Annotated in this window: 18 protein-coding genes; all 18 read left to right on the forward strand. The window is 71.0% G+C overall.

The annotated features are described in order from the left end of the window. Positions 1–391 precede the first annotated feature (391 nt). The 18 genes from ABT245_RS11705 to ABT245_RS11790 all read left to right on the forward strand — a co-directional run bounded on the left by ABT245_RS11705 (position 392) and on the right by ABT245_RS11790 (position 24025). Positions 392–1561 (forward strand): PucR family transcriptional regulator, encoded by a 1170-nt coding sequence (locus ABT245_RS11705; RefSeq protein ID WP_351731923.1) that lies wholly within the window; start codon positions 392–394, stop codon positions 1559–1561. Positions 1562–1894: 333 nt separating this feature from the next. After that, positions 1895–7540, forward strand: a complete 5646-nt coding sequence (locus ABT245_RS11710; RefSeq protein WP_351731925.1) for a type I polyketide synthase — start codon at positions 1895–1897, stop codon at positions 7538–7540. 61 nt (positions 7541–7601) lie between these two features. After that, on the forward strand, positions 7602–9077 hold the full coding sequence (locus ABT245_RS11715; protein ID WP_351731928.1) for a condensation domain-containing protein: 1476 nt from the start codon (positions 7602–7604) through the stop codon (positions 9075–9077). After that, on the forward strand, positions 9074–10153 hold the full coding sequence (locus ABT245_RS11720; RefSeq protein WP_351731931.1) for an ABC transporter ATP-binding protein: 1080 nt from the start codon (positions 9074–9076) through the stop codon (positions 10151–10153). Before ABT245_RS11715 ends, ABT245_RS11720 begins: the two co-directional genes overlap by 4 nt. Further along, the gene (locus ABT245_RS11725) at positions 10150–10998 is read left to right on the forward strand and encodes an ABC transporter permease (RefSeq protein WP_351731934.1); all 849 of its coding nucleotides are present in this window, start codon (positions 10150–10152) and stop codon (positions 10996–10998) included. The genes ABT245_RS11720 and ABT245_RS11725 overlap by 4 nt, the downstream gene beginning before the upstream one ends. A gap of 3 nt (positions 10999–11001) precedes the next feature. Further along, positions 11002–11823: an ABC transporter permease gene (locus ABT245_RS11730; RefSeq protein ID WP_351731936.1), complete on the forward strand. Its 822-nt coding sequence runs from the start codon at positions 11002–11004 to the stop codon at positions 11821–11823. Positions 11824–12120: 297 nt separating this feature from the next. Continuing rightward, positions 12121–12714: a GNAT family N-acetyltransferase gene (locus ABT245_RS11735; protein ID WP_351731938.1), complete on the forward strand. Its 594-nt coding sequence runs from the start codon at positions 12121–12123 to the stop codon at positions 12712–12714. 53 nt (positions 12715–12767) lie between these two features. Beyond that, positions 12768–13796 carry an L-threonine 3-dehydrogenase gene (tdh, locus tag ABT245_RS11740; RefSeq protein ID WP_351731941.1) on the forward strand — a complete coding sequence of 343 codons (1029 nt, stop codon included), beginning with the start codon at positions 12768–12770 and terminating at the stop codon, positions 13794–13796. Positions 13797–14237: 441 nt separating this feature from the next. After that, positions 14238–15182, forward strand: a complete 945-nt coding sequence (locus tag ABT245_RS11745; protein ID WP_351731943.1) for a phosphate/phosphite/phosphonate ABC transporter substrate-binding protein — start codon at positions 14238–14240, stop codon at positions 15180–15182. Continuing rightward, positions 15179–16030 carry a phosphonate ABC transporter ATP-binding protein gene (gene phnC, locus ABT245_RS11750; RefSeq protein ID WP_351731945.1) on the forward strand — a complete coding sequence of 284 codons (852 nt, stop codon included), beginning with the start codon at positions 15179–15181 and terminating at the stop codon, positions 16028–16030. Before ABT245_RS11745 ends, phnC begins: the two co-directional genes overlap by 4 nt. Positions 16031–16033: 3 nt before the next feature. Next, entirely contained in the window at positions 16034–17797 is a 1764-nt protein-coding gene (gene phnE, locus ABT245_RS11755) for a phosphonate ABC transporter, permease protein PhnE (RefSeq protein ID WP_351731948.1), read from the forward strand. Positions 17798–18000: 203 nt separating this feature from the next. Beyond that, on the forward strand, positions 18001–18720 hold the full coding sequence (locus tag ABT245_RS11760) for a GntR family transcriptional regulator (protein WP_351731950.1): 720 nt from the start codon (positions 18001–18003) through the stop codon (positions 18718–18720). 127 nt (positions 18721–18847) lie between these two features. After that, complete coding sequence (phnG, locus tag ABT245_RS11765) at positions 18848–19288, forward strand: phosphonate C-P lyase system protein PhnG (RefSeq protein WP_351731953.1); 441 nt, start codon at positions 18848–18850, stop codon at positions 19286–19288. Further along, on the forward strand, positions 19285–19956 hold the full coding sequence (phnH, locus tag ABT245_RS11770; RefSeq protein ID WP_351731956.1) for a phosphonate C-P lyase system protein PhnH: 672 nt from the start codon (positions 19285–19287) through the stop codon (positions 19954–19956). The genes phnG and phnH overlap by 4 nt, the downstream gene beginning before the upstream one ends. Before the next feature lies 1 nt (position 19957). Beyond that, entirely contained in the window at positions 19958–21037 is a 1080-nt protein-coding gene (locus tag ABT245_RS11775; RefSeq protein ID WP_351731958.1) for a carbon-phosphorus lyase complex subunit PhnI, read from the forward strand. Continuing rightward, positions 21034–22200, forward strand: coding sequence for a carbon-phosphorus lyase complex subunit PhnI (locus ABT245_RS11780; protein WP_351731961.1), 1167 nt, complete (start codon positions 21034–21036; stop codon positions 22198–22200). The genes ABT245_RS11775 and ABT245_RS11780 overlap by 4 nt, the downstream gene beginning before the upstream one ends. Beyond that, positions 22197–23168, forward strand: a complete 972-nt coding sequence (locus ABT245_RS11785) for an alpha-D-ribose 1-methylphosphonate 5-phosphate C-P-lyase PhnJ (RefSeq protein WP_351731964.1) — start codon at positions 22197–22199, stop codon at positions 23166–23168. Before ABT245_RS11780 ends, ABT245_RS11785 begins: the two co-directional genes overlap by 4 nt. Then, positions 23165–24025, forward strand: coding sequence for an ATP-binding cassette domain-containing protein (locus ABT245_RS11790; RefSeq protein ID WP_351731966.1), 861 nt, complete (start codon positions 23165–23167; stop codon positions 24023–24025). The genes ABT245_RS11785 and ABT245_RS11790 overlap by 4 nt, the downstream gene beginning before the upstream one ends. Positions 24026–24027 lie beyond the last annotated feature (2 nt).

Below are 24027 nucleotides of genomic sequence, written 5' to 3' on the forward strand. Positions count from 1 at the left end.
CCTTTCGTCTTGTAACCGAATGAAGATCGGCTAGAAAGACGGTAGGCCGCCGGAGTTCGATCGAGAAGACTACAAGGCTTATCGAGCGGTCGAGTACCGCGTCACATGTCAAGGCACCGACCGAAGCCACGGGCATGACAGCCCCGTGCCGCCACGATCGTCCTCGCGGCGGCCCTGAACGCGTGGCTGTGACCAGCACATCCGATACACGCCCTGGGGGAAGAAGATGAGAACCAGCAACGATCGCGTCCCGTCCCGGGTGCCACCACTCTTTCTGCCGGCCGGGATCTCCCCACCCGATGACAAACGACCAGAACCGATGGGAACACGCCGCTCGCCGTACGCCGACGAGGACACCTTGCGTCGGACGAGCGGAAGGCGAAGCGATGCCGTGGCACTCCTGGAGGCACGGGTCGACGTGATGGCGACGACCATGGTGCGCGCCTTCCAGACGGAGATCAGCACCTACGGGCAGATCACCGATGATTCGCTGCTCGGCGACATACGCGAATTGTCCGCGGCCACGGTGCGCTGCTGCCTCGCGGCGATGAGGGCCGGGGAGATACGGGACGAGGAGTTGGTGCCCTTGACGGAGGGCGCCCGGCGTCGCGCCACGCAGGGCATAGGCCGAGAGGCGATACTCCGCGCCTACCGGATCGGGGCACGGGTGTTATGCGAGGAGATCGTGGGCACACTCGCCGTCGGCGGCACCGTCGCGGAACGCGACATCGGGGCGATGGCGGCCTGGGTGCTGGAGTTCGCCGACCGGATCAGCGCCGCGTCCGCCGCGGCCTACTCCGACGAGGTCGCACGCATGAACAGCGCCCCTGAACAGCAGCACCGTTCCCAGCTGTTCGACGCGGTGCTCGCCGGTATCTGGGCCGAACACCACCGGCGCACCGATGCCTTCGCCATCGCGCACTGCGTGGCCGTGGCCCAGGTTCGGGCGACGGCGACGTTCGCCGACCTGGAGGACATCGGGCGGTCGATGGCCGGCCAGGCGGGCGCGTTGTTCTGGACCGTACGGCACAGCAGCGTGGTCGCGGCGCTCGAACTCCCCGACCACATGGGCAGAAAACACCTCGTACATCGCCTGCGCCAACTCGCTACGGGCCAGGTACTGGCCTTCGGGCTGGGACACACGGCACAAGGCGCGGCCCAGACGCGGCAGAGTTACGCCGAAGCGGTCGACGCGCTGCGGATCGGTATGAACGCCGTGTCGCACGGCGGTGACCGACTCGTGTACGACTACCACGAACTGGCTCCGCTGATCGCGATGCTGGCCGAGCCCGACAGGGCCCGGCGCTTCGCCAGCGCCGTGCTGGAGCCGCTCTCGCCGATGCTCGACCGCGAGTGGGTACTGCCCACCATCGACGCGTATCTCTCGCGTTGGGGCCGGCTGAAGGAGGTCGCCTCCGCGCTGGGGGTGCACCAGAACACGGTCAAGTACCGCGTCAGTGAACTGCGGCCGTTTCTTGATCTGACCGCCAGCGGGGGCGACCAGGCGGCCATGCTGCTGCTGGCCGTGCGGGTGCGCGAACACCTGCCCGCTGCCGACTGACGGCCGTACACGATCCGGGGGCTGCGGCGGGCTCGCTATTCCATGATTGAGCAAAGAACTTGACATGGTTACACCTGCCGCAGCCTGTCCGTTTTCTGCTTTCATCCCTCTGACCTGCGACGGTGCGGGCAGTCGAACCCGTCTGCGCTTGGGGCGACCAAGAGATGTGGCGGCTTCTGGTCGAATCCAACAAGTGGGCCGCGCTGGTTTGGCTTACTCGGACGAGGCGTGATCGCCTTCCCGGCCGATACTGTTGCGGCCGCAAGGTTCGAATTGATTCCCCCTCCTTTTTCCAATGGCGCGCGATAGCGCGACCCAATTCCATGGAGAGAAATGGGTGACGCCCAGAAGTTTGCGGTTGTCGGACTCCATTGCCGACTGCCCGGCGCTCGCGACGCAGAGGAATACTGGTTCAACCTTAAAGCAGGCGTGGAGAGTATCACCACATGGTCGTCGGAGGAACTGCTCGACGCGGGCATAAACCCGGACAAGGTCAATGACCCACGCTATGTCAGGGCCCGCCCGGCGTTCGCCGACGTGGAGAAGTTCGACGCGCGGTTCTTCCGTTTCACGCCCCGGGAAGCCGAAATCAGGGACCCCCAGCACCGGTTGTTCCTGGAGTCCTCCTACAGCGCCCTGGAGGACGCGGGATACGACCCGTTCTCCGTTCCCGGGCGGGTCGGGGTGTTCGCCGGCAGCGCCCCGAACGCCTATGAGGAGCAGAACGTCATCCATTACCCCGACCGCATCGAGTCGGTGGGGCAGATGACGGTCGCCATCGGCAACGATGTCGACTACCTCGCCCCGACGGTCTCGTACAAGCTCGGCCTCGGCGGACCGAGCGTCAATGTGGTGACCGCCTGCTCCTCCTCCCTCGTCGCGGTCCACCTGGCCTGCCGTTCCCTGCTGAACGGCGAGTGCGAGACCGCGGTGGCGGGCGGTGTCGAGGTGGAACTCCCGGTCGTGTCGGGCTACTGGTGGAGCGAGGGAGGCATCTACTCCAAGACGGGCCACTGCCGGCCCTTCGACCACCAGGCCGACGGCACGGTCTTCGGTACGGGCGTCGGGGCCGTGGTGCTCCGCCGCTACGAGGACGCCGTACGCGATCGCAACCACGTCTACGCGGTGATCGTGGGCTCGGCCCTCAACAACGACGGCGGCGACCGGTCGGGCTTCACGGCACCCAGCATCAGCGGCCAGCGCGCGCTGATGCGGGCGGCGTTCGACGAATCGGATGTCGACCCGTCGACGATCGGTTACGTGGAGGCGCACGGCACCGGCACCCTCGTGGGCGACCCCATCGAGATCACCGCGCTCAGCGAGACGTTCTCCTCCTCCGGAAAGACCCACGACCAGCGCTGCCTGATCGGTTCGGTGAAGGGCAACATCGGACACATGGGGCCGGCCGCCGGCGTCGCCGGTCTGATCAAGGCGGTGCTGGCGGTGCGCGAGGGCGTGGTGCCCCCGCTGGTCAATTTCACCAAGGCCAACCCGAAGATCGAGTTCGAGAGCACACCGTTCGAGGTCAACACCCGGCTGGCCGACTGGCCGGAGCGACCCGGCAAGCGCCGGGCGACGGTCAGCTCGTACGGCGTGGGCGGCACCAACGCCTTCGCCATCGTGGAGGAGGCGCCGAAGGCCCGTCCCGGTGGCCGCACCCGTCCCTGGCAGGTCCTGCCGCTGTCGGCGAGGACCGAGAGCGCTCTGGAGGCCGCGGCGACCAACCTGGGCGCCGCCTGCACGCAGGCGGTGGGCGACTGGAACGGCCGTGACCTCGCCGACGCGGCCTTCACGCTGGCCACGGGCCGTCCGCAGATGCGGCACCGCCGGGCGATCGTCGCCTCCGACGTGGGCGCCGCCGCCAGGGTGCTGACCGGACGTGACGCCAAGAAACTCGCCACGGTGTACACCGGCGAGGCCCCCAAGGCCGAGATCGCGCCCGTGTTCGTCTTCCCCGGCCAGGGTTCCCAGCACCGGGGCGCGGCCGCCGACCTGTACGGCACGGAGCCGGTCTTCACCGCGGAACTCGACCGGGTGGCGGAACTCTTCAAGGAACACATCGGCATCGACCTGCGGGACGCGGTACGCGACCCGAAGTCGGCCATCGACGTCGACCAGACCCGGGTGGCGCAGCCGCTCCTGTTCGCCGTCGAGTACGCGCTCGCCCGGCTGTGGCTCTCCTGGGGCGTCCGGCCGGCCGCGATGATCGGCCACAGCGTCGGCGAGTTCGTGGCCGCCACCCTCGCCGGGGTGTTCTCGCTGGAGGACGCCGCCCGGCTGGTCGCCGAACGCGGGCGGCTCGTGCAGGAGATGGAGCCCGGCGGGATGCTGGCCGTGCTGGCCCCCGAGGACGCACTGGGCTCGCTGCCCGAGGGTGTGTCGGTGGCGGCCACGAACGCGCCCGAGGTGACCGTCGTCTCCGGGCCGCAGAAGGCGATCGATCTGTTCGCCGCCCAGCTGGAGGAACGCGGCACCAACCACCAGGCACTGCACACCTCGCATGCCTTCCACTCCGCGATGATGGAGCCGGCGGTGACACCGCTCACCGAACTGGTGGCCGCCACGACCCGCAACACTCCGTCGGTGCCCATCGTGTCCAATGTGACCGGGGACTACTTCACCGACGACCAGATCACCGACCCCGCGTACTGGGCCCAGCATCTGCGCAAGCCCGTCAGGTTCGCCGAATCGATCACCCGGCTGATCGAGGACGGACACACCGTGTTCCTGGAGGTGGGGCCCGGCCAGGCACTCACCGGGCTCGTCCGGCCGCGGGCGGCGGCCGTCGGCGGCTGCGCACTGCCGTCACTGCACCACGAACGCCGCCCGGTGCCCGACGGCAGGGTGCTGGCCTCGGCGGTGGCGGAGCTGTGGTGCCGCGGCGTCGAGCTGGACTGGGACGCCTACTACGGCCAGGAGATCCGCCGCAAGGTCGCCGTCCCGACGTACCCGTTCGAGCGCCAGACGCACTGGCTGCCCCGCCCGGCGGACGCGCAGTTGCGGGCGGCGCGGGACGGCGGCACGAAGGCCGCCGACGACGGGGGGTCCCGAGCGCACTCGACCGATCCGCTGCAACTGTTCAGGCCCCGCTGGGTCGAGAAGCGGCGGCCGGACGCCGTCGCGGGCGCCGGGGCAGGCCGTCGCTGGCTGCTGTTCGTCACCGGTGAGCCGCTGGTGGACCGGCTGGTCAGCCGACTGCGACGGGCCGGCGAGACCGTGATGACCGTGGCCGCAGGCCGCGAGTTCACCGAGGCCGGACCCGGGCGGTTCCTGGTGGGTCCCGGTGTGAGCGACGACTACGACCGGCTGTTCAAGCAACTGCGCGACGAGGGCCGGCTGCCGGACCGGGTACTGCACTGCTGGCTGCTTGACTCGCCCACCGGTCTCGACGACCAGGCCGTGCAAGCCACGCAGGACCGCGGTTTCTACAGCCTCCTCGGACTGGCCCAGGCGCTCGCCAAGCACGCCGAGGACCGAGCCGTCCACATCGATGTGATCTCCAGCGGCGCGTTCGACGTCACGGGCGACGAGGAACTGGAGCCGCAGCGCTCCACCGTGCAAGGGCTCGGCAACCTGATCCCGCAGGAGATATCCGGGCTCTCCTACCGTCACATCGATCTGCGGGCGAGCGCCGGCAACCCGGTCCGGATCGGCGACGACATCCTGCTCGGCGAGCTGATGGCCGAACCGGCCGACGACAAGGTGGCACTGCGCGGCCACAAGCGCTGGGTCTGGGACTACGAACGCATCGACGTGCACTCGGTCGACGAGGTTCCGGCCCTGCTGCGCGAACGCGGCGTCTACCTGATCACCGGCGGTCTCGGCGGCATCGGCCTTGCCGTGGCCGAGGACCTGGCCCGCCTCGCGGCGGCCCGCGTCGTGCTCACCTCGCGCAGCGGTTTCCCCGACCGGTCGGAGTGGGACACCCTCACGGCCCAGGCACCGGCCGACGATCCCCGCGCGCAGCGGATCGCGGCACTGCGCCGTATCGAGGCCCTGGGCGGCGAGGTGATGGTCCTTCAGGCGGACGTCGCCGACGAGGCCGCGATGCGCGCTGCCGTCGAGGCCGCCGAAAAGGTCTTCGGCCCGGTCAACGGAGTGCTCCACTCGGCCGGTGTGGCCGCAGGCGGCATGATGGCGGTCAAGTCGCGGGCCGAGGCGGAACGCATCATGGCACCGAAGGTGAGCGGTGTCCTCACGCTCCACCGGATCTTCGAGGACCGCCTGGACTTCCTGGTGCTGTTCTCCTCGATCTCCTCCGTCGCGACCGACTTCGGTCTGTCGGACTACGGATCCGCCAACGCCATGCTCGACACCTACGCCCACTCCCGGGCCGACGACGCCACCCATGTCGTCTCGGTCAACTGGGGTCCGTGGTCGGAGGTGGGCATGGCGGTCGACACCGCGGCGAGCGCGCCGCAGGCCTTCCGGATGCTCCAGGGCGACTCCGTGGCCTCCGCCGACAGGGCGGCCGCCGGTGCCGAGCGCACCATCGACCACCCGCTGGTGTCCCGGCGGCTCCCCGCGGAGGACGGCCGCATCGTCTTCGTCACCGATGTCGCGCCCGGATCCCACTGGGTGCTCAGTGAGCACCTGCTCGGCGAGACCCAGGTGTGGCCCGGCGTGGCCTACCTGGAGCTGGTGCGGGCCGCCTACCAGGAAGCGGTCGCGGTCCCCGACGACGCCGTGGTGGAGATCTGCGACGTGCTCTTCCAGGGGCTCCTTGAGATCACGGCCGCCCGCAAGCTACGGGTGACGTTCGAGCCGGCCGACCTGGCGGCCCAGGAATACGAGTTCGTCGTGGCGGCGGGCGCCGCCCCGGGACAGCCCGAGAGCTGGACCGTGTACGTGAGCGGCCGGATCCGTCTCGGCAAGGCCGAGGCCCGCACCGTCGACATCGGCCGGCGCTGGGCCGAGGGTGCTCCGGCGGAGCGCAACCCGGTCGCGGTCACCATGAACTACGTGCCCGGGTCCGAGACCGGCCTGAACTGGTGGGTACGGTTCGGCGAGCACTGGGAGGGGGTCATCAAGGAACGGCGGACGGCCGAGCGCACCACCCTGGCCGAACTGTCCCTCGCCAAGGAACACGCGGACGAGACCGGTACCTACGTGCTGCATCCGTCCCTGCTGGACTGCGCCACCGTGCTGGTGCTCGATCTGCGCGACTCGCTGGCCCCGGGCATGTCGTTCCTTCCCTTCACCTACGGAAAGCTCACCGTGCACGCGGCGCTGACGGACCGGATGTTCAGCGTGATCAGGCACAAGAGCGATCCGGGCAGCGCCATGCAGAGCTTCGACATCGACCTGGTCGACGAGGACGGCCGGGTGCTCGTGGAGATCGTCGGCTTCGCGGTCCGGATGCTCTCCGCCGACCGGCCCTTCGAATCAGCCGGGCAGCCGAAGGCGGATCTCCGGGCCGCACCCGCGCCCGCCGCCGTCGCTCCGCCTGTCGACACCGACGCCTATGTGGGACTTCGGACCGAAGCCGGGCTCCTGGCACTGCGGCAGATCCTGGCCGAGCGCCTCGGCCCACAGGTCGTCGTCCTGCACGAGGACCTGGGCGACAAGTTGGCCCGGACCAAGGCCCTGACCGGCGACATCCTGACGCACACACAGACCTCGCTGGCCTCCGGGGCCGAGGGGACCGTCACCAGCCGAGCCGACGTATCGCCGAAGCCCGGCGCCGAGGGACCCGAGGGCGGATCCGTGGTCGACATCCTGCTCGGCTTCTGGCGGGACACCCTGGGCGACTACGCCCTCGGTGCGGACGACGACTTCTTCGAGTCCGGCGGCAACTCGCTGGTGGCTGTGCAACTCGGGGCCCGGATCCGGGCACACTTCGAGATCAGCCTGCCCATCGTCGTCCTGTTCGACCACCCGACGGTGCAACTGCTGGCGGGGGCCGTCGAGAAGGAACTCAAGAACAGAGAAGGCCGGGCCGACGCCCCAGCGGGAGCCGCGGGCAACGGCACGGCATGAGCAGCGCGCACCCCGGATCCGCCATCGAGACACCTTCCCGCCGATCTTCAGGAAGCATGTAATGGACTGGACCAGAAAGCGAGGGACCGAGACCGGCGCGGCGGTGGCAGGGCAGCGGCCCGGAGCGCGCGACCAAGGCCAGGGGACATCCGGTGCGGCGAGCCTGGCCGCCGCACCGGGTCCTTCCCGGCAGCCGGTCGCGGCGGAGGCCGTGACCCGGGTACCGGCCGGCATCGCGCAGGGCCGGTTCTGGACACTGGAGCACACCGACCCGGACCAGGCGTCCCTGCACTTGAGCGGGCTGCTCCGCTTCGTGGGGACGGGTTGGCAGCCGGAGCGGATAGCGGCCAACATCGTCCGGCTGATCGAGGAGCAGCCCTCGCTCCGTACGGTCTTCGAGGAGACCGACGGGGAGTTGTGGCAGCTCGTGCTCCCCACCATGGCCCCGCCCTTCCAGGTCGTACAGCTGCGGGCGCCTTCCGACGCGAGCGAAGAACGGATGGCCGAGGCCGTCGAGACCGCACGGCGGCTGGCCGACGAACCCTTCGATCTGCGCCGTGGACCACTGTTCCGCGTCGCGATGCTCGTGGTCGACCCCGACGAGTTCTTTCTGCTGGTGACGCTGCACCACCTCATCAGCGACGGCTACTCGATCTCCCTGGTGGGCCACGCCGCCATGCTGGGCACCTCGGGGCCGTTGCAGTACACCTATCTCGACCACGCCGAACGGCAGCGGGCCACGCTGGCCGCCGGCGGCTACGCGAAGGAAGTGGAGCACTGGCGAGAGCTGCTCCGCGACGCTCCACCGGTCACGACCTTCCCGCCGGCCCGGCCACGGCCCGCCACCTGGCGTCCGGAAGGGACCGTCCTGACCGACCGGGTCGATCCCGAAGTCACCAGACGGGTCCATGCGCTCGCGGCCCGATCCCGGCGCTCGCCCGGCGCGATCATGGTCGCCTGCTATCTGATCGTGCTGGCCGGCTGGAGCGGCCAACGTGATGTGGTCACGGCCACCGTCACGTTGGGGCGTTCGGCGCCGGGCAGTGACAAGGCCATCGGGGTGTTCCGGAATTTCGCCCCCCTCCGCTGGTCCGGCGCAGGGGAAGGCCGGTTCACGGACGTGCTGGAGCACGCCCAACGCGCGCTCTACGACGCGGCGGACAACTCCGAGATGCCGATAGCCGCCCTGACCGCCGCGCTGGAACCCGACCCGCCGACGGATCGCTCCCCTGTCTTCCAGACGCTCATCAACCTCCTGATGGTCGACGACGAGGACTACTGCCTGCCGCCTCCCAGGCGGTTGACCTCCTGCACACTCGACATGATTCTGCACGTCGAGAAATGGTTCGGCACGTACTACCTCAACTGGATGTACCCCAGATCGCTTTTCGACGCCGACTCCGTCGCCGAGTTCAACGCCACGTTCCAGACGGTGCTCCGGCAGGCCGTGGCCACGCCGGACATCCCGACGGAGCGGCTGCTGACCCTGGTGCGTGAGGCGGCACACGACTCCCGTGCGAAGGCTCCCAGATCATGACCGAACTCAGCGAGGCCGGCGTCACGGTCGGCCGGCCCGACGATGTGGCGCACCGGCGTGAGCCGATGCTCACGGTGGACAACGTGTCCAAGGACTACAGCGCAGGCCGTCGCACCCTCGCCCAGCGCCTGCGCCGGGCACCGGACCAGCGCACGGTCGTCCACGCCGTGAACGGGGTCGGCCTGACGGTCGACCGGGGCGAGGTCCTGGGGATCCTCGGCCCGAACGGAGCGGGCAAGTCGACGCTCGTACGCATCATCGCCACCCTGCTGACGCCGACCAGTGGCTCCGTCCGTCTGTGCGGGGTCGACGTCCTGGCGCAGCCCCGGCAGGCCCGGCGCCACCTGGGGGTGATGCTGGCCGGCGACCGGGGCGTGTACTGGAAGCTGACGGGCCGGGAGAACCTGGAGTACTTCGCCGCGCTGCACTTCGTGCCCCGGGACCAGATCCGGCGCCGGGTGGACGAGGCGCTGGCGGAGGTACGGCTCACCGACAGCGCGAACGACTACGTGGAGCGCTACTCGACCGGCATGCGACAGCGTCTGTGCCTCGCCAGGGCACTGATCCACCAGCCCGAGGTACTGCTGCTCGACGAGCCCACCTCCGGGCTCGACCCGGTCTCCGCCGTTGAGTTCCGGCGGCTCGTGCGCGGCCTGCGCGGGCGCGGCGCGGCCGTCCTGATCACCACGCACGACCTGGCCGAGGCGGAGGACCTCTGCGACCGGATCGCCATCCTGGACCACGGCACCGTCGCCTTCCAGGGCGACGTCCCCGAGGCCCTGACCCTGGTCCCCGGGGCCAGCGTGCTGGCGCTGGAGGCCGAGTGCGGTACCCGGGACCCCGCGGAGGTGGCCGACTGGCTCATCCAGCACTACGACGCGGGCCTGGTGGAGCAGCACGAGCGGACCGTGCGCGCCCGGCTGTACTGCGAGTCCGCGTCCGACCTCATGGACGAGGTGTCCGCTGCACTGCGCGCCGAGGGACTGAAGCCGGTGCGCACCGAGGCGACCCGTGTCAGTCTGACGGACGTCTTCTTCTCCATCACCGACCACGGACGCACCGGGGGCGGCCGATGAGACCCCGCAACGACCTGGCGCTCAACGCCTGGGCGCTGGTGGCCTCCGCCCGGCGCGAGTGGCGCGTCGCCCGACGCTACCCGGACGTGCTGATCAGCGCCGTCGTCTGGCCTGCCGTCAACCCGATCGTCTTCGTCTACCAGGCCCATGCCTTCACCGGCGACGGAACCGCGAGCGGGGCCGGGGGGCTGCTGCCCTCGACCACCGCTCAACTGGCCGTGTTCCTCTACCTCGGCTGGCTGGTCGCCGCCTGGTTCGGCCTGCTGCTCACCGAGTCCAGTGCCTCGCTGGCCGGGCAGCGGGTACAGGGCTCCCTGGAGACCACCCTGCTCGCCCCCGCCACCAGGCTGACCCTGCTGTTCGGGACCGCACCGGTACTGATCGCCACCGGGGTCCTGTCGTATCTCGCGGTGATGCTCAGCCTGGTGCTGGGTTTCGGCGCGCACATCCCGCTGTCCTCCGTGCTCGCGGGCGGCGCGGTGCTCGTACTGGCCGGACCCGCGCTCGCGGCGATCGCCGCCGTGACGGGCACCACCACGCTGTTCATGCGTCGTTCGGGCGGACTGGTGGACATCGCCCGCGCGGTGTCGGTGGCCTTCTGCGGCTTCACGGCGCCCATGGCGATCCTGCCGGACTGGGCCGAACGCATCGGTCGCGTGCTGCCGCCGACGTGGACGGTCGACGCCCTGCGCGACGCCGTGTTCGGCACACCGTCACAACCCGACTGGCCACGACTGGCGCTGCTGCTGTCCGGGACGTTCCTGGGCCTGGTCCTGCTGGCCCGGGCGGCCTTCGCCGTCGGCGAGCACCGGGGCCGCAGGGCCGGGACCCTCGGTGGGATGTGACCTGTGCTGATCCGTATCCTCGCCATCAATGTCCGCAAGGACTTCCGCATGGTCATGGGCAGCCCGCTGGCATTCCTGAACATGACCGCCCTCAACCCGCTCTACCGGCTCATTCTGCCCAGCTATCTGCTGGCCGGCGCCTTCCTCACCCACGGGCAGGCCCTCGGGCTCGAGCGCATCACCGGCTCGGAGAAGTATCAGGGGTTCCTCTTCATCGGCGCGTTCCTGAACATCCTCATGGTCGGAACGATCACGGGCACCTCGATCATGATGAGTGTCGAACGTGGCTCGGGCTCGCTCGAACAGGCGTGGACGACGCCGAGCAGCCGCGCCGCCGCCGCCGCTCCGGTCGCGGTCAGCGCGTTGGCCATCTCCTCGATCGGCGCGGTCTCCTGTCTGCTGCTCGGCGTGGTCGCGTTCGATGTGCGCCTCGCCTGGACCGCGGTGTACGCGCTGCCCGCCGTGCTCATCGGGGTCGCCGGCATGGTCGGCATCAGCTATCTCGTGATGGCCGTGCTGCTGCTCATGCGTCAGGCGCGGGCCCTCCTGGACGGGGCCGGGTTCTTCCTGGGACTGCTGTCCGGGAACCTCTTCCCGGTCACCGTGCTGCCCGCCCCGTTGCGTCTGGCCTCGGACATCCTGCCCGGCACATACGCGATCGACCTGCTACGGCACTTCGCGCTCGGCAGCCGGCCGCTGATGGACATCCGCTGGGAGTACCCCCTGCTGATCGTGTGCTCGGCGGGGCTGCTCGTCCTCGGTGTGCTCGCGTTCACCCGCGCGGAGCGGCACATCGCCATGACCGGTGAGCTGGGCCAGTTCTGACCCGCCCGTACCCGTCCGACCACGACCCGCTCGGCCGGCCGCACACAAGGAGGACCCGGAGTGGACACCACCGAACGGCAGCGGACCCCGGATTCCGCTGCGCAAGAGAGAAAGAAAACGATCATGGTGAACTCAGGGCATATTGCCGTGGTTGAGTCGACCGACGAACTGCGTGACAGGCTCGCGCACAGCGCATACGTCCGGTACCAGGTACCGCCAGGCGTGCACGCCCCTCAGGGGGGACACATGTGGGCCACGGCGAACGCGGCGGCATCCACGCACACGGGAGAGCGCCTGTTGGTCCATGGAGACCCCCAAGGCGCCGTCGACCTGCTCCTCCGTCTTCTGGACGTCTGGCCGACGGCACTCGGCGACGGTCCCGACGAGGTGACCCTGCCACGTGACGCACACCTTCTGCTGCCGGCCCCGCTCAGGCCCGACACGGTCCGGCAGTGGGCCTACCGCTGGCTCACCGTCGCACCCCCTCTCATGGCGGACGAGGACCAGGTGCTGGAACTGCGGTTCACCGACCCCCGGCTGACCGGATTCCTGACCGAACACCATCCGACGTACGACATCGCTCCCGGTACGCCGAGCATCGTGCGCTGGGCCGGCATCGAGGACGAAGACGGAAACCTGATCGCCTGCGGCAGCCATCAGCGCACCGAATTCACCGGGTTTCCGCAGCTCGGATCCATCGCCACCGCGACAGCACGGCGCGGCAGCGGACTCGGAGCGGCGGTCACCGCCTGGCTCAGCCGCCGGGCCATCGACGAAGCGGGGGTGTGCACCCTCGTCCACCCCTCCGGCAACATCTCGGCCGCTCGCCTGTTCACACGGCTCGGTTACGAGACCGACGACAGTTACACCACGTTCCGTCTGCATCGCTGACAGACGCGGTGGCCTGCCCGCGGGCCGGAGCCTCACCCACAGGAGCCGTATTCGTGAAGGCGTTGGTCAAGGAGAAGGCGGAGCCCGGGCTGTGGCTCGCGGACGTGCCGGAGCCCGCCGTCGGGCCGGGTGATGTGCTGATCAAGGTGCAGCGGACCGGGATCTGCGGCACCGATCTGCACATCCGGTCCTGGGACGGCTGGGCGCGGCGGGCGATCCGCACGCCGCTCGTCATCGGTCACGAGTTCGTCGGGCAGGTCGTGGAGACCGGCCGGGATGTCACCGACATCCACATAGGGGACCGGGTGAGCGGTGAGGGCCATCTGGTGTGCGGCAGGTGCCGTAACTGTCTGGCGGGGCGGCGTCATCTGTGCCGGGCCACGGTCGGTCTGGGCGTGGGCCGCGACGGCGCGTTCGCCGAGTATGTGGCCCTGCCCGCCGCGAACGTCTGGGTGCACCGGGTTCCCGTCGATCTCGATGTGGCCGCGATCTTCGACCCGTTCGGCAACGCGGTGCACACCGCGTTGTCCTTTCCGCTGGTCGGTGAGGATGTGCTGATCACCGGGGCCGGGCCGATCGGTCTGATGGCCGCCGCGGTGGCCCGGCACGCGGGTGCCCGCAATGTGGTCATCACCGATGTGAGCGAGGAGCGTCTGGAGCTGGCCCGCAAGGTCGGGGTGAGCCTTGCGTTGAACGTCTCCGGTGTGTCGATCGCCGACGGGCAGCGGGAGTTGGGGCTGCGTGAGGGTTTCGACATCGGCCTGGAGATGTCGGGGCGTGCCGAGGCCATGCGGGACATGATCGCCAACATGACGCACGGCGGCCGGATCGCGGTGCTCGGCCTGCCCGCCCAGGAGTTCCCGGTGGACTGGGCCCGGATCGTCACCTCGATGATCACGGTCAAGGGCATCTACGGCCGGGAGATGTTCGAGACCTGGTACGTGATGTCGGTGCTGCTGGAGGGCGGCCTCGATCTCGCCCCGGTGATCACCGGCCGGTACGGCTACCGCGACTTCGAGGCGGCGTTCGCGGACGCGGCCGGCGGCAAGGGCGGCAAGGTCATCCTCGACTGGACCGAGTGAGCCGCAGAACGCGTGACCGTCCCACATGCGACCGCGTGACTGCTGAACGCGTGACCGTCCCACATGCGACCGTTCAACGCGTGACCGTCCCACATGCGACCGTTCAACGCGTGACCGCAGAACGCGCGACCGTCCCACATGCGACCGCGTGACCGCTGAACGCGTGACCGTCCCACATGCGACCGTTCAACGCGTGACCGCTGAACGCGCGACCGCCCCACATGCGACCGCACGACCGCGCGACCGCACAAACACGGGAGCGCCCCCGGAGCCGGGCGGGCACGCGGAGGGTGAGGTCGCTTGTGCAACCAAGTCGCGCATTGCCTCGGGGGCTGTTCAGCGGCCCGTAACCTCGTGGCGCGCGGCGACTCATCCGCGGTCCAGAGGCTTACGGCACGACCGGCGGTGCCCCGCCGCCCAGCTCCCGTGAGGAACACCCGCATGCCACGCCACCTCCGCCCCCACGCGCTCGCCGCCGCCGTCCTGCTGCCCATGGTGCTGACCGCTTGCGGCAGCAGCGCCGCGAGCGACGCCTCGTCGTCGTCCGGCCGAGAGAACCCGGGCACCCTGGCACTCGCGGTGGTTCCCTCCGAGGACGCCACGTCGACGGCCCAGCACTACAAGCCGCTCATCAAGCTGCTCGAAGACGAGACCGGCAAGAAGGTCGTGCTGCAGAAGGCGACCAACTACGCCGCTGTGATCGAGGCCCAGCGCGCGCACAAGGCCCAGATCGCCGTCTACGGCCCGCTGTCGTACATCGTCGCCAAGAACAGCGGTGTGGGCCTGGAGCCGATCGCCGCCACCATCCTCGCCAAGGGCGCCACCCCCGGCTACTGGTCGTACGGCTTCACGCGCGCCACGACCAAGGACGTCGGCGGTCTGTCCGACTTCAAGGGCCGCAAGGTGTGCTTCGTCGACGAGAACTCCACGTCCGGCTATCTGTATCCGCACGCCGGGCTGCTGGGGGCAGGGGTGAAGGACGACGCGTACACCAAGGTGATGGCGGGCGGCCACGACGCGTCCGTGCTCTCGGTGGTCCGCGGGAACTGCGACGTCGGCTTCTCGGACAGCACCATCCAGCAACTGCTGATCAAGCAGGGCAAGCTGAAGAAGGGGGATCTGAAGCTGGTCTGGAAGTCACCGGTCATCCCCGGCTCCCCGGTCGCGGTCTCCACCGACCTCAGCAGCGAACTGCGCCGACAGCTCGCCGATGTCTTCACCAAGAAGGCCAACGCCGACTATCTGAAGTCCAAGGGGTACTGCGACGGCGACGACTGCCGCATCTTCGGCTACTGGGGTTACGCCCCGGTCAAGGACTCCGACTACAAGAGCGTGCGCGATGTGTGCGCCACCACCGGGGACGCCCAGTGCACGGCGGGTTCATGACGGCCGTCGGCACCGCGGCCGGGGCTCGGGCCGGTCATGCCCAGCCGGTGATCCGGCTCACCGGCCTCACCAAGCGGTTCGGTACCGGCCCCGACGCCCGGCTCGCCCTCGACCGGGTCTCCTTCGACGTGGCGGGCGGCGAGGTGGTCGCGCTCCTCGGCCTGTCCGGCTCCGGGAAGTCCACCCTCCTCGCCCAGCTCAACGGGCTGCAGCGCCCCACCTCCGGCACCGGCACCGTCCTCGGCACCGACCTGGCCCACGCCGGGGACGCCGGACTGCGGGAACTGCGCCGCCGTATCGGATTCGTCTTCCAGCAGTTCCACCTGGTGGGACGGCTCACGGTCCTGGAGAACGTCTGCACCGGCGCGCTCGGTTCGCTGCGCGGTCCCCGCCTGGGCCTGTTCAGCTACCCGCGCGCGATCCGCGAACGCGCCCTGGACGGGCTGGAGCGGGTCGGTCTCGCCGAGCACGCCTTCCAGCGGGCGGACACCCTCTCCGGCGGACAGCAGCAGCGCGTCGCCGTGGCCAGATCCCTGATGCAGCGTCCCGAACTGCTGCTCGCCGACGAGCCCGTGGCCTCGCTCGACCCCGAGTCCGCCGCCCAGATCATGCGGCTGCTCAGGGACGTCGCGGACCAGGGCCGCCTCACCGTGCTGTGCAGCCTGCACCAGGTGGACCTGGCCCTGTCCTGGGCCGACCGGATCATCGGTCTGCGCCGGGGCCGGGTGGTGATGGACGTCACCACCCGCGACATCGACCGCGCGGCCGTGATGCGGCTGTACACCGAGGTCGGAGCCGATCCGACACCCCTGTCCGGGGCGGTCGCACCCACCACGGGAACGGGGTGAGGTGTGTCCGCCATCGACCAGCGCCCCCCGCTCGCTCCCGCAGCCGACTCCGGTGACCCCGCCGCCCGGCGGACCCTGGCCCGCCCGGGCGGCAGCGGACCGGCCGCCGGGCTCGCCCTGCTGATCTGCCTGGGCGGCGGCGTCTGGGCCTTCATCAGCCTGCGGCTGAACATCGCCACCTTCGTCGACAGCGCCGGCAACGCGGTCGATTTCGCCGGCCGGATGCTCCCCCTGGACTTCCCGCCCGTACCGGAGCTGTTCGGTCTGCTCTGGCAGACCCTGGCCGTCGTCATCACGGCCACGGTCCTCTCGGTCGTCCTGAGCGTGCCGGTGGCCCTCCTGGCCGCCCGTAACACCACGCTCAACGCGCCCTGCCGTGCCGTGGCGCGCGCGGTCATCGTGCTGTGCCGCGCCGTGCCCGAGGTCGTCTTCGCCATCGCCGCCTTCCGGGTGTTCGGCCTGGGCGGCATGACCGGCGTGGTGGCCCTCGGCCTGCACTCCGTCGGCATGGTCGGAAAGCTCACCGCGGACGCCGTCGAGCAGATCGACGAGGGCCCGCGCACCGCGCTCAGGGCGGCGGGGGCCGGCCGGCTCCAGCAGATCACCGGTGCCGTACTTCCCCAGGTGCTGCCCTCCCTGGTCGCCACCGCACTGCACCGCCTCGACATCAACCTGCGTGTCTCGGTGGTGCTCGGTTTCGTCGGCGTCGGCGGCATCGGCTACAGCCTCGCCAACGCCGTCGCCCGGCTCGACTACCAACGGGCCATGGCACTCGCCCTCGTGGTGCTGCTGGCCTGCCTCGCGTTCGAGGCGGTCTCCGGTGCCGTCCGGCGCACCCTGCTGCCGGCGGTGACCGCCCGCTCCCGCCACTCGCGACGGCGCGGGCCCGCGGCGCCGAAGCCCACCGTGCCGGTCCCGTCGACGGCTGCGGCGGCTCGGCACCGGGGCGTTGCCGCGGGCGACACCGGCGAGGTCGCCGTCGGCCCGCGGACCAGCCCGCCGTGGAACGCGGCACGCGTGCGCCGCACGGTCTGGCTGGTCCTGACATCGGTGCTCGTCGTCGCCTCCGCCGTGCGCTCCGGCGTCTCCTGGCAGTCCCTGGCCGGCGCCGCCCGCTCCTTGCTGCCCACCGTCGGCGACTTCCTGCCGCCCAGCACGGGCGGGACGGCCGGAACACTGTTCGAAGACCTGTGGGCGACGTTGCAGATCTCGCTCGCCGGCACACTGATCGGCCTGGTGCCCGCCGTGCTGCTGGGCGTGCTCGCGGCGGGCAACGTGGTGGGATCGCCGCGCGTGGCACGGTTCTTCCGAACCGTGATCCTGGGCGTGCGGGGCGTTCCGGAACTCATCCTGGCGATCGTCTTCGTCGTGGTCACCGGCCTCGGCGCGGTGGCCGGAGCACTGGCCCTCGGCATCGGCTCCATCGGGCTGCTCGGCAAGCTGGTGGCCGACTCCCTGGAGGAAGTCGAGCCAGGACCCGTCCGGGCCCTGCTGGCCACCGGCGCCCGGCGGCACCAGGTCTTCTTCGGCGCGATCCTGCCGCGCGCCTGGCCCGCCCTGCTGGGCCACCTGCTGTACCAACTCGACGTCAACATCCGCTCGGCCACACTGCTCGGCATCGTGGGCGCCGGCGGCATCGGCTACGACCTGCTCAACGCCGCCCGGGTGCTGGACTTCGGCGTGGTGACCACCGTCGTGCTGATGGTCCTCGCCGTCGTCCTCCTGGTGGAGGGCCTCGCGGTATGGGTACGGAAGGTGTACGCCTGACGCCCTACCCGCAGGCCCTGCCGACGAACGGCCCGCTCCGTCCCCAACGGAGCGGGCCGTTCGCCGTCTTGTGGAACCCACCGGCCCACTGCCGGTGCGCGGCCGGAAAGGCGCAACAAGTGTTCCTGTTGTTCACTTGCGCGCAGGCGACCGATGGCGCGGGGACACTTGTACGGACAACGGCGGGGTCCAGAGTCGAAGGCGTGGCCAAGAAGAGCAGGTACGCAGAAATAGCCGCCGTACTCGCGGCCGAGATCGCCGACCAGCCCGCCGGCACACGTGTCTCCAGCGAACACGAGATCGCCGCGCGCTTCGCCGTCAGCCGTGCCGCGGCCCGCGCCGCTCTCCAGGAGTTGGAGGCGCGCCTGCTGGTGCGGCGGGTCCGCGGCGCCGGCACCTTCGTCAACCGTCCCATCGACTATCTGCTGTCGCGGCGCCAACCCCCGTCGGGAAGCCGAACCGTCGAGGACGCGGGCGGCACGCATCGCCGTATCGTGCGCGATGTACGCCGCGTCGGCCTCAGCGAGGAGCACGCCGACCGGCTGCGGCGCAGCGAGGGCAGCCCCGCCCACCTGCTCGTCTCACAGACCTACCTCAACGGCTTGGTCAGCGGCTGGAACCAGGCGTGGGTCCCGGTGGACCTGCTGCCCGATCTCGGCTCAGCGGTGCGCGCTGTGGAGTCCCTCGATGTGATCCTGCGGCAGATGTGCGGTGTGGTGCCGGTACGCGCCTGGTGCCGGGTCAGCAGCGTGCCGGCCCCGCCGGAGGTGGCGGCCGAACTGGAAGCCGAGCACAGCCGGCCGGTGTGGCTGCTGGAGAGCATGAGCCGGGACTCCCGCACCGGAGCCCCCCTGATGTGCAGCGAGTCCTGGTCACGCCCCGACGGCCTGCGCATCGTCGTCGAACTCGACGACCGCGACTGACCGGCCGCCCGGGCCACGGACCCACACCCCCGCGGGCCCGGCCGCATCCCTGACGAACCCACGACCGCGACCGTGCGCGAAAGCGCGCGCCCGCGGCCGACCCCTGCAAGGAAGCCAAGGAGCACACGTGTCTTCGACACAGACTCGTGAACGGCGCTGCGAACTGCTCGCGGCCGCCGCACCCGAGGAGATCGTCCCGCTCGCCGAACGGCTGCTGGCCGACGGCAGCATTCCCGAACCCACCGTCCTGAAGGGCCCGGAGACCGGCATGGCGGTCCTCCAGGTACGCGAACCCGTCGAGGAGAGCCGCTTCTACCTCGGTGAAGTACTGGTCACCGAGTGCTCGGTCGATGTCGCGGGCGTGCCCGGCTGGTGCATGCGGCCCGGCGACGACCGGATCGCCGCCCTCGCCGGAGCGGTCCTCGACGCCCTCGCCGCGGCAGGCAGTCCCGCCACCGCCGAGATCGACGCCCTGTGCGCCGCCGTGGCCGAGCGGCGGGCCGCACAGGACGCCGCCGAGTGGGCCGACGTCACCACCACCACCGTCGTCTTCGAGGAGCTGACGTGACCGACCGAGCGGCCGACGCCGCCCTGGCCCCCGCCCACCGCGCACCCCTCGGCGCCCCGGACGCACGGCGCGTCCGCGCTCTGCGCCGCGCACCCGAGCAGTCCCAGCGCGACTTCACCGCGCTGCTCGACGTCCTCGCCAGGCCCGGCCGCATCCGCCGGCTCACCGTCCCCGACACCGCGCCGGCCGCCGCCGTCGCCGCCTGCGGACTGATCGACGTCGAGGTCCCGGTGCATGTGCTGACCGCTCCCGACCCGGACAGCGCCGCATGGGCGGAGGCGGTGTACGCCGCGACCGGCGCCCCGCGCGCGGAACTGCCCGACGCGCGCACGGTGATCGCGCTGCGCCCGCTCACCCCCGACGACATCGCCGCGCTGAACCCGGGCACCCCACTCGACCCGGAGACCGGCGCGCGGGTCTTCGCGCAGGTGGACGCGATCGGCACAGACGGCCCGCACGCCACCGAACTCCTGCTGACCGGGCCGGGTGTGCCGGACGGCACCGAGCGGCGCCTCGCCGTGCGCGGGCTCACCGCGGACACCGTCACGGCGCTCGCCGCCGCCAACGCGGCGTTCCCCTGCGGCGTCGATCTCTTCCTCGCCGCCGCCGACGGCTCCGTGGCCGGGCTGCCCCGTACCACTCGGGTACGGCGTCCGGAGGAGGCCTGAGATGGGCTACGCCGGAGTACGCGGCGGCCAGGAGGCCATCGCCGCCGCCGAGCGGCTCATCCGCCGCGACCGGTTCGGCGGATCCAGCCGATGGCTGGAACTGGACCAGATCACCGCACGGCTGGGACTGGCCGTGGACCGGGTGATGGGCGAGGCGGGACTGTGGGCTCCGGACCGCGCGGCGCGCGCGATCCGGCAGTCACGCGGCGATCTGCTGGAGGCCGCGCAGCTGCTGCGTGCCCACCGCTCGACCCTGCCCCGGCTGGCCTACGGCTCGCCCGTCCCCGCCGCCGCGCTGCGCCCGGTGCGCCGGATCGCCCCGGCCCACCGCAATCCGCCGGGCGGCCAGGTCCTCGGCGCCACCGACGACTACACGCCCCGGATCCTCGACCTCACCGACGAGGACACGGCCCGTACCACGGCGCCGCCACCGCGCAGGCCCGCCACCGCCGGGGCCCCCGTCACCGCACCGGACCCGACCGTGCGCCCCGCCGCGATGCCGCCCGCCGGGCTGCTGGCGGACCGCCGTGACCCCACCGACCCCGACCCCTTCGACATCACCCGGGCACCCGCCCGCCCCGGCACCCCGCGCTCGGCCCGGCTGACCTCGATGGCCCGCGCCGAGACCGGCTCGCTGACCCATCTCTGGTACACGGTCACCCGCGCCCCGCACAACGACCAGCCGGAGATCCCCCTCGAACTGCGCCGCGGCCACCTGCCGTTGCGCGTCGAGCACCCCTTCACCGGTTCCCCGGTGACGGTCGCGGGCGTCCGGGTGACCGAGGCACGCACGGTCCGTTCCGGTGACCGGCCCCGCCCGGACGGCAGCCGCTTCGACATCGGCTACGGACTGTGCCTCGGCGACAACGAGGCCAAGGCGCTCGCCATGGCGGGCCTGGACCTGCTGGTGCACCGCGACGGGGCCATCGACCGACTGGAGCAGAAAGTGCTGACCGCCCTGGACGGCCCTGAGGCGTCCGGCTATCTCGAACACCTCAAACTCCCGCACTACGTGGACTTCCGCTCGACCATCGACCGGATCCGCGCGGTACGGGCGGCAGCCGAGGGGGAGCGCCCGTGAACACCCCCGCGTCCGCACCCCCCTCCGCGTCCAGCTCCGAAGGCCCGGCCTGGCTGGAGCTGGACCAGCTCACCGAGCGCCTGGACCTCGCCGTGGACCGGGCGATGGGCGAGGGCGGCCTATGGGCTCCAGAGCTGGCGGCCCGCGCCGTACGCCAGGCCGAGGGCGACCCCGTGGAGGCCGCACACCTGCTGCGCGCCCACCGTGCCGCACTGCCCCGCCTGGCGATGTCCGAACCGGTGCACACCTCCGAACTGCGGGTGGTGCGCCGGATCAGCTCCGCCTTCCGCAACCCGCCCGGCGGCCAGGTCCTCGGCCGCACCCTGGACTACGCCGGCCGCCTGCTCGATCTGCTCCCCGAGGACGAGGGCCGGGCCCGCCTCGCGGGCGAGTCTCCCGCTCCGGCCGACGCCGGGCACACCCACCACGGTCACCACCACCGCCACACGCACGATCACCCACACGACCACGCGCACCACCATGGCCCGGACCTGGACCCCGGGCGGGGCCCCGGCCCCGACCACCCCGAACCGGCGGCCGCCGAGCGCACCCCCGGCCATGTCCTCAGCACCTTCCGTGAGATGGGCCTGGCCGCCCCGCTCCCCGAACACCCCGACGACCCCGATCCCTACGACATCACCCGGCACCCGGCCCGGCCCGGCGCCCCGCGGTCCGCCTGGCTGCAGACCATGGCGCGCGCCGACACCGGCTCGCTGCTGCACCTGTGGTACGTCAACGACTGGGCCCCCGATCACGAGGTACCCGGCGAACTGCGCCACGGCACATTGCCGGTCCGCGTGACACACCCGCACACCGGCCGACCGGTCGCGGTCGCCGAGGTACGGGTCAGCGAGGTCGAGTCCTTCTTCAACCTGCCCCGGGCCGGTGAACTGCCCGACCGTCTCAACGTCGGCTACGGCATCTGCTTCGGCCACAACGAACGCAAGGCCATCGCCATGGCCGGGCTCGACATGCTGTTGGTCCACTACGACGCCGCCGAGGCCACCGCGCTCCACCACGATGTCCTGCTCACCCTGGACGGCCTGGACTCCACCGGCTATCTGCACCACCTGAAGCTGCCGCACCACGTGGAGTACCGCTCGGTGCTGGAACGCGCCGAAGCCGCCCGCCAGGACGCCCATTTCTCCGGAGACACCGCATGACCACCCTGCCCCTGACCCGCACCGGCGCCTTGCGCACCGGGGCCCTCGCCGGGCCCGGCCCCCGCCCCGGCGTCTTCGACGAACTGTCCAAACGCGAACTGCGCCGCGCCATGCTCAGCGGCATCGCCATCCCCGGCTACCAAGTCCCCTACGGCTCGCGGGAGATGCCCGTCGCCCGCGGCTGGGGCTCCGGCGGCCTCCAGGCCACCCTGGCCCTGGTCGGCGAGGACTCCCGGCTGAAGGTCATCGACCAGGGCGAGGACGCCGGTGTCAACGCCTCCAATCTGCGTCGGCTGATCACCGAGCACACGGGCTGTGACGAGGAGACCGACACCCGCGCCGCCGACATCATCCAGTCGCGGCACCGCATCCCCGAACAGCCCCTCACCGACGAACAGATACTGGTCCTCCAGGTGCCCAACCCCGAGCCGCTGTCCGGCATCGTCCGTGAGATGGACGAACAGCGCCGCATGCACGCCGAGGCGGACTACGCCAAGATGTGGGTCCGGCTCTACGAGGACATCGTCCACAACGGGCTGATCACGGCGGCGGCCGGCTACCCCGTGCTCGTCGGGGGCCGGTATGTGATGACGCCGAGCCCGATCCCGCGCTGGGACGTGCCCAAGATGAACCACTCCGAGGCGATCACCGTCCTGTCCGCGGGCCGTGAGAAGCGGCTGTTCGCCATCCCCCCGCACACCCGGGTCGAACCCCTCACGTTCGACGACCGGCCCTTCGAGGTCGAGTACACCCCCGGCGCCGTCTGCCGGCTGTGCGGCTCCGACGACACCTATCTCATCCAGGAACCGGGCGAGGACGGCACGTTCAGCGCCTGGGCGTGCTCGGAGACCGACTTCTGCACCCGGCGCCGTACCGGCGACGCCCCCGCCGACGTCGCCGGGCGGCCGGCTGAACTCGCCCGCGCGGTACTGCGGCGCAGCACCCGAGAACAGGAAGCAACCGCATGAGCACGCACACCCCCAAGTCCCGTCCCTGGGCCCTGAAGGTGACCGGCCTCGGCCGTATCTACGGAGACCCGTCACCCGCCTCCCTGACCGGCACGGGACCGGAGCACGGCACCGCCGTCTCACCCGCGACCGGCGCGGTCGTGGCGGCCTGGGACGTCTCCTTCGACGTGGCACCCGGTGAAGCCCTCGGCATCATCGGCGAGTCCGGCTCCGGCAAGTCCACCGTGATGCGCTGCATCGCCGGCGACGAGGCCGCCACCACCGGCGCCATCGCCCTGCGTTCCGTCGCCGACGGCACCGTCAACCTGTGCGACCTCGAACCGCCGGCCCGGCGCCGGCTCCGCCTGAAGGACATCGCCGCCGTCTACCAGGACCCGGCCGCGGGCCTGAACCTGGATGTGTCCGCGGGCGGCAACATCGCCGACCCGCTCACCGCCGTCGGCCGGCGCTCCTACGGCGACATACGGCGGCGTGCGGCCGAACTGCTCGACCGGGTCGAGGTGCCGCTCAGCCGCATGGACGACCTGGTCCGCACCTTCTCCGGCGGCATGCGCCAGCGCGTACAGATCGCCAAGGCCCTCGCCAACGACCCGCCGGTGCTGCTCCTGGACGAGCCGACCACCGGGCTCGACGCCTCCGTGGCCGCGGGCGTGCTGGATCTGCTGCGCGGGCTGCTGGAGGAGACCGGGGTGGCCGCCGTGGTCGTCTCCCACGACTTCGGCGTCATCGACATGCTCACCCGCCGGGTCCTCGTCATGAAGCAGGGCCGGGTCGTCGAGTCCGGTCTCACCGACCAGCTTCTGGAAGACCCCCAGCACCCCTACAGCCAGCAACTCGTCGCGGCGGCCCGAGGATGACC

It is taken from the genome of Streptomyces sp. NPDC001508, assembly GCF_040298665.1.
Lineage (GTDB): Bacteria > Actinomycetota > Actinomycetes > Streptomycetales > Streptomycetaceae > Streptomyces.

Bases quoted from the DNA above. Each gene is read 5' to 3' on its own strand.
- ABT245_RS11710 (WP_351731925.1), top strand. From the start codon at position 1,895: ATGGGTGACGCCCAGAAGTTTGCGGTTGTCGGACTCCATTGCCGACTG.
- ABT245_RS11715 (WP_351731928.1), top strand. From the start codon at position 7,602: ATGGACTGGACCAGAAAGCGAGGGACCGAGACCGGCGCGGCGGTGGCA.
- ABT245_RS11720 (WP_351731931.1), top strand. From the start codon at position 9,074: ATGACCGAACTCAGCGAGGCCGGCGTCACGGTCGGCCGGCCCGACGAT.
- ABT245_RS11725 (WP_351731934.1), top strand. From the start codon at position 10,150: ATGAGACCCCGCAACGACCTGGCGCTCAACGCCTGGGCGCTGGTGGCC.
- ABT245_RS11745 (WP_351731943.1), top strand. From the start codon at position 14,238: ATGCCACGCCACCTCCGCCCCCACGCGCTCGCCGCCGCCGTCCTGCTG.
- phnC (WP_351731945.1), top strand. From the start codon at position 15,179: ATGACGGCCGTCGGCACCGCGGCCGGGGCTCGGGCCGGTCATGCCCAG.
- ABT245_RS11775 (WP_351731958.1), top strand. From the start codon at position 19,958: ATGGGCTACGCCGGAGTACGCGGCGGCCAGGAGGCCATCGCCGCCGCC.
- ABT245_RS11785 (WP_351731964.1), top strand. From the start codon at position 22,197: ATGACCACCCTGCCCCTGACCCGCACCGGCGCCTTGCGCACCGGGGCC.
- ABT245_RS11790 (WP_351731966.1), top strand. From the start codon at position 23,165: ATGAGCACGCACACCCCCAAGTCCCGTCCCTGGGCCCTGAAGGTGACC.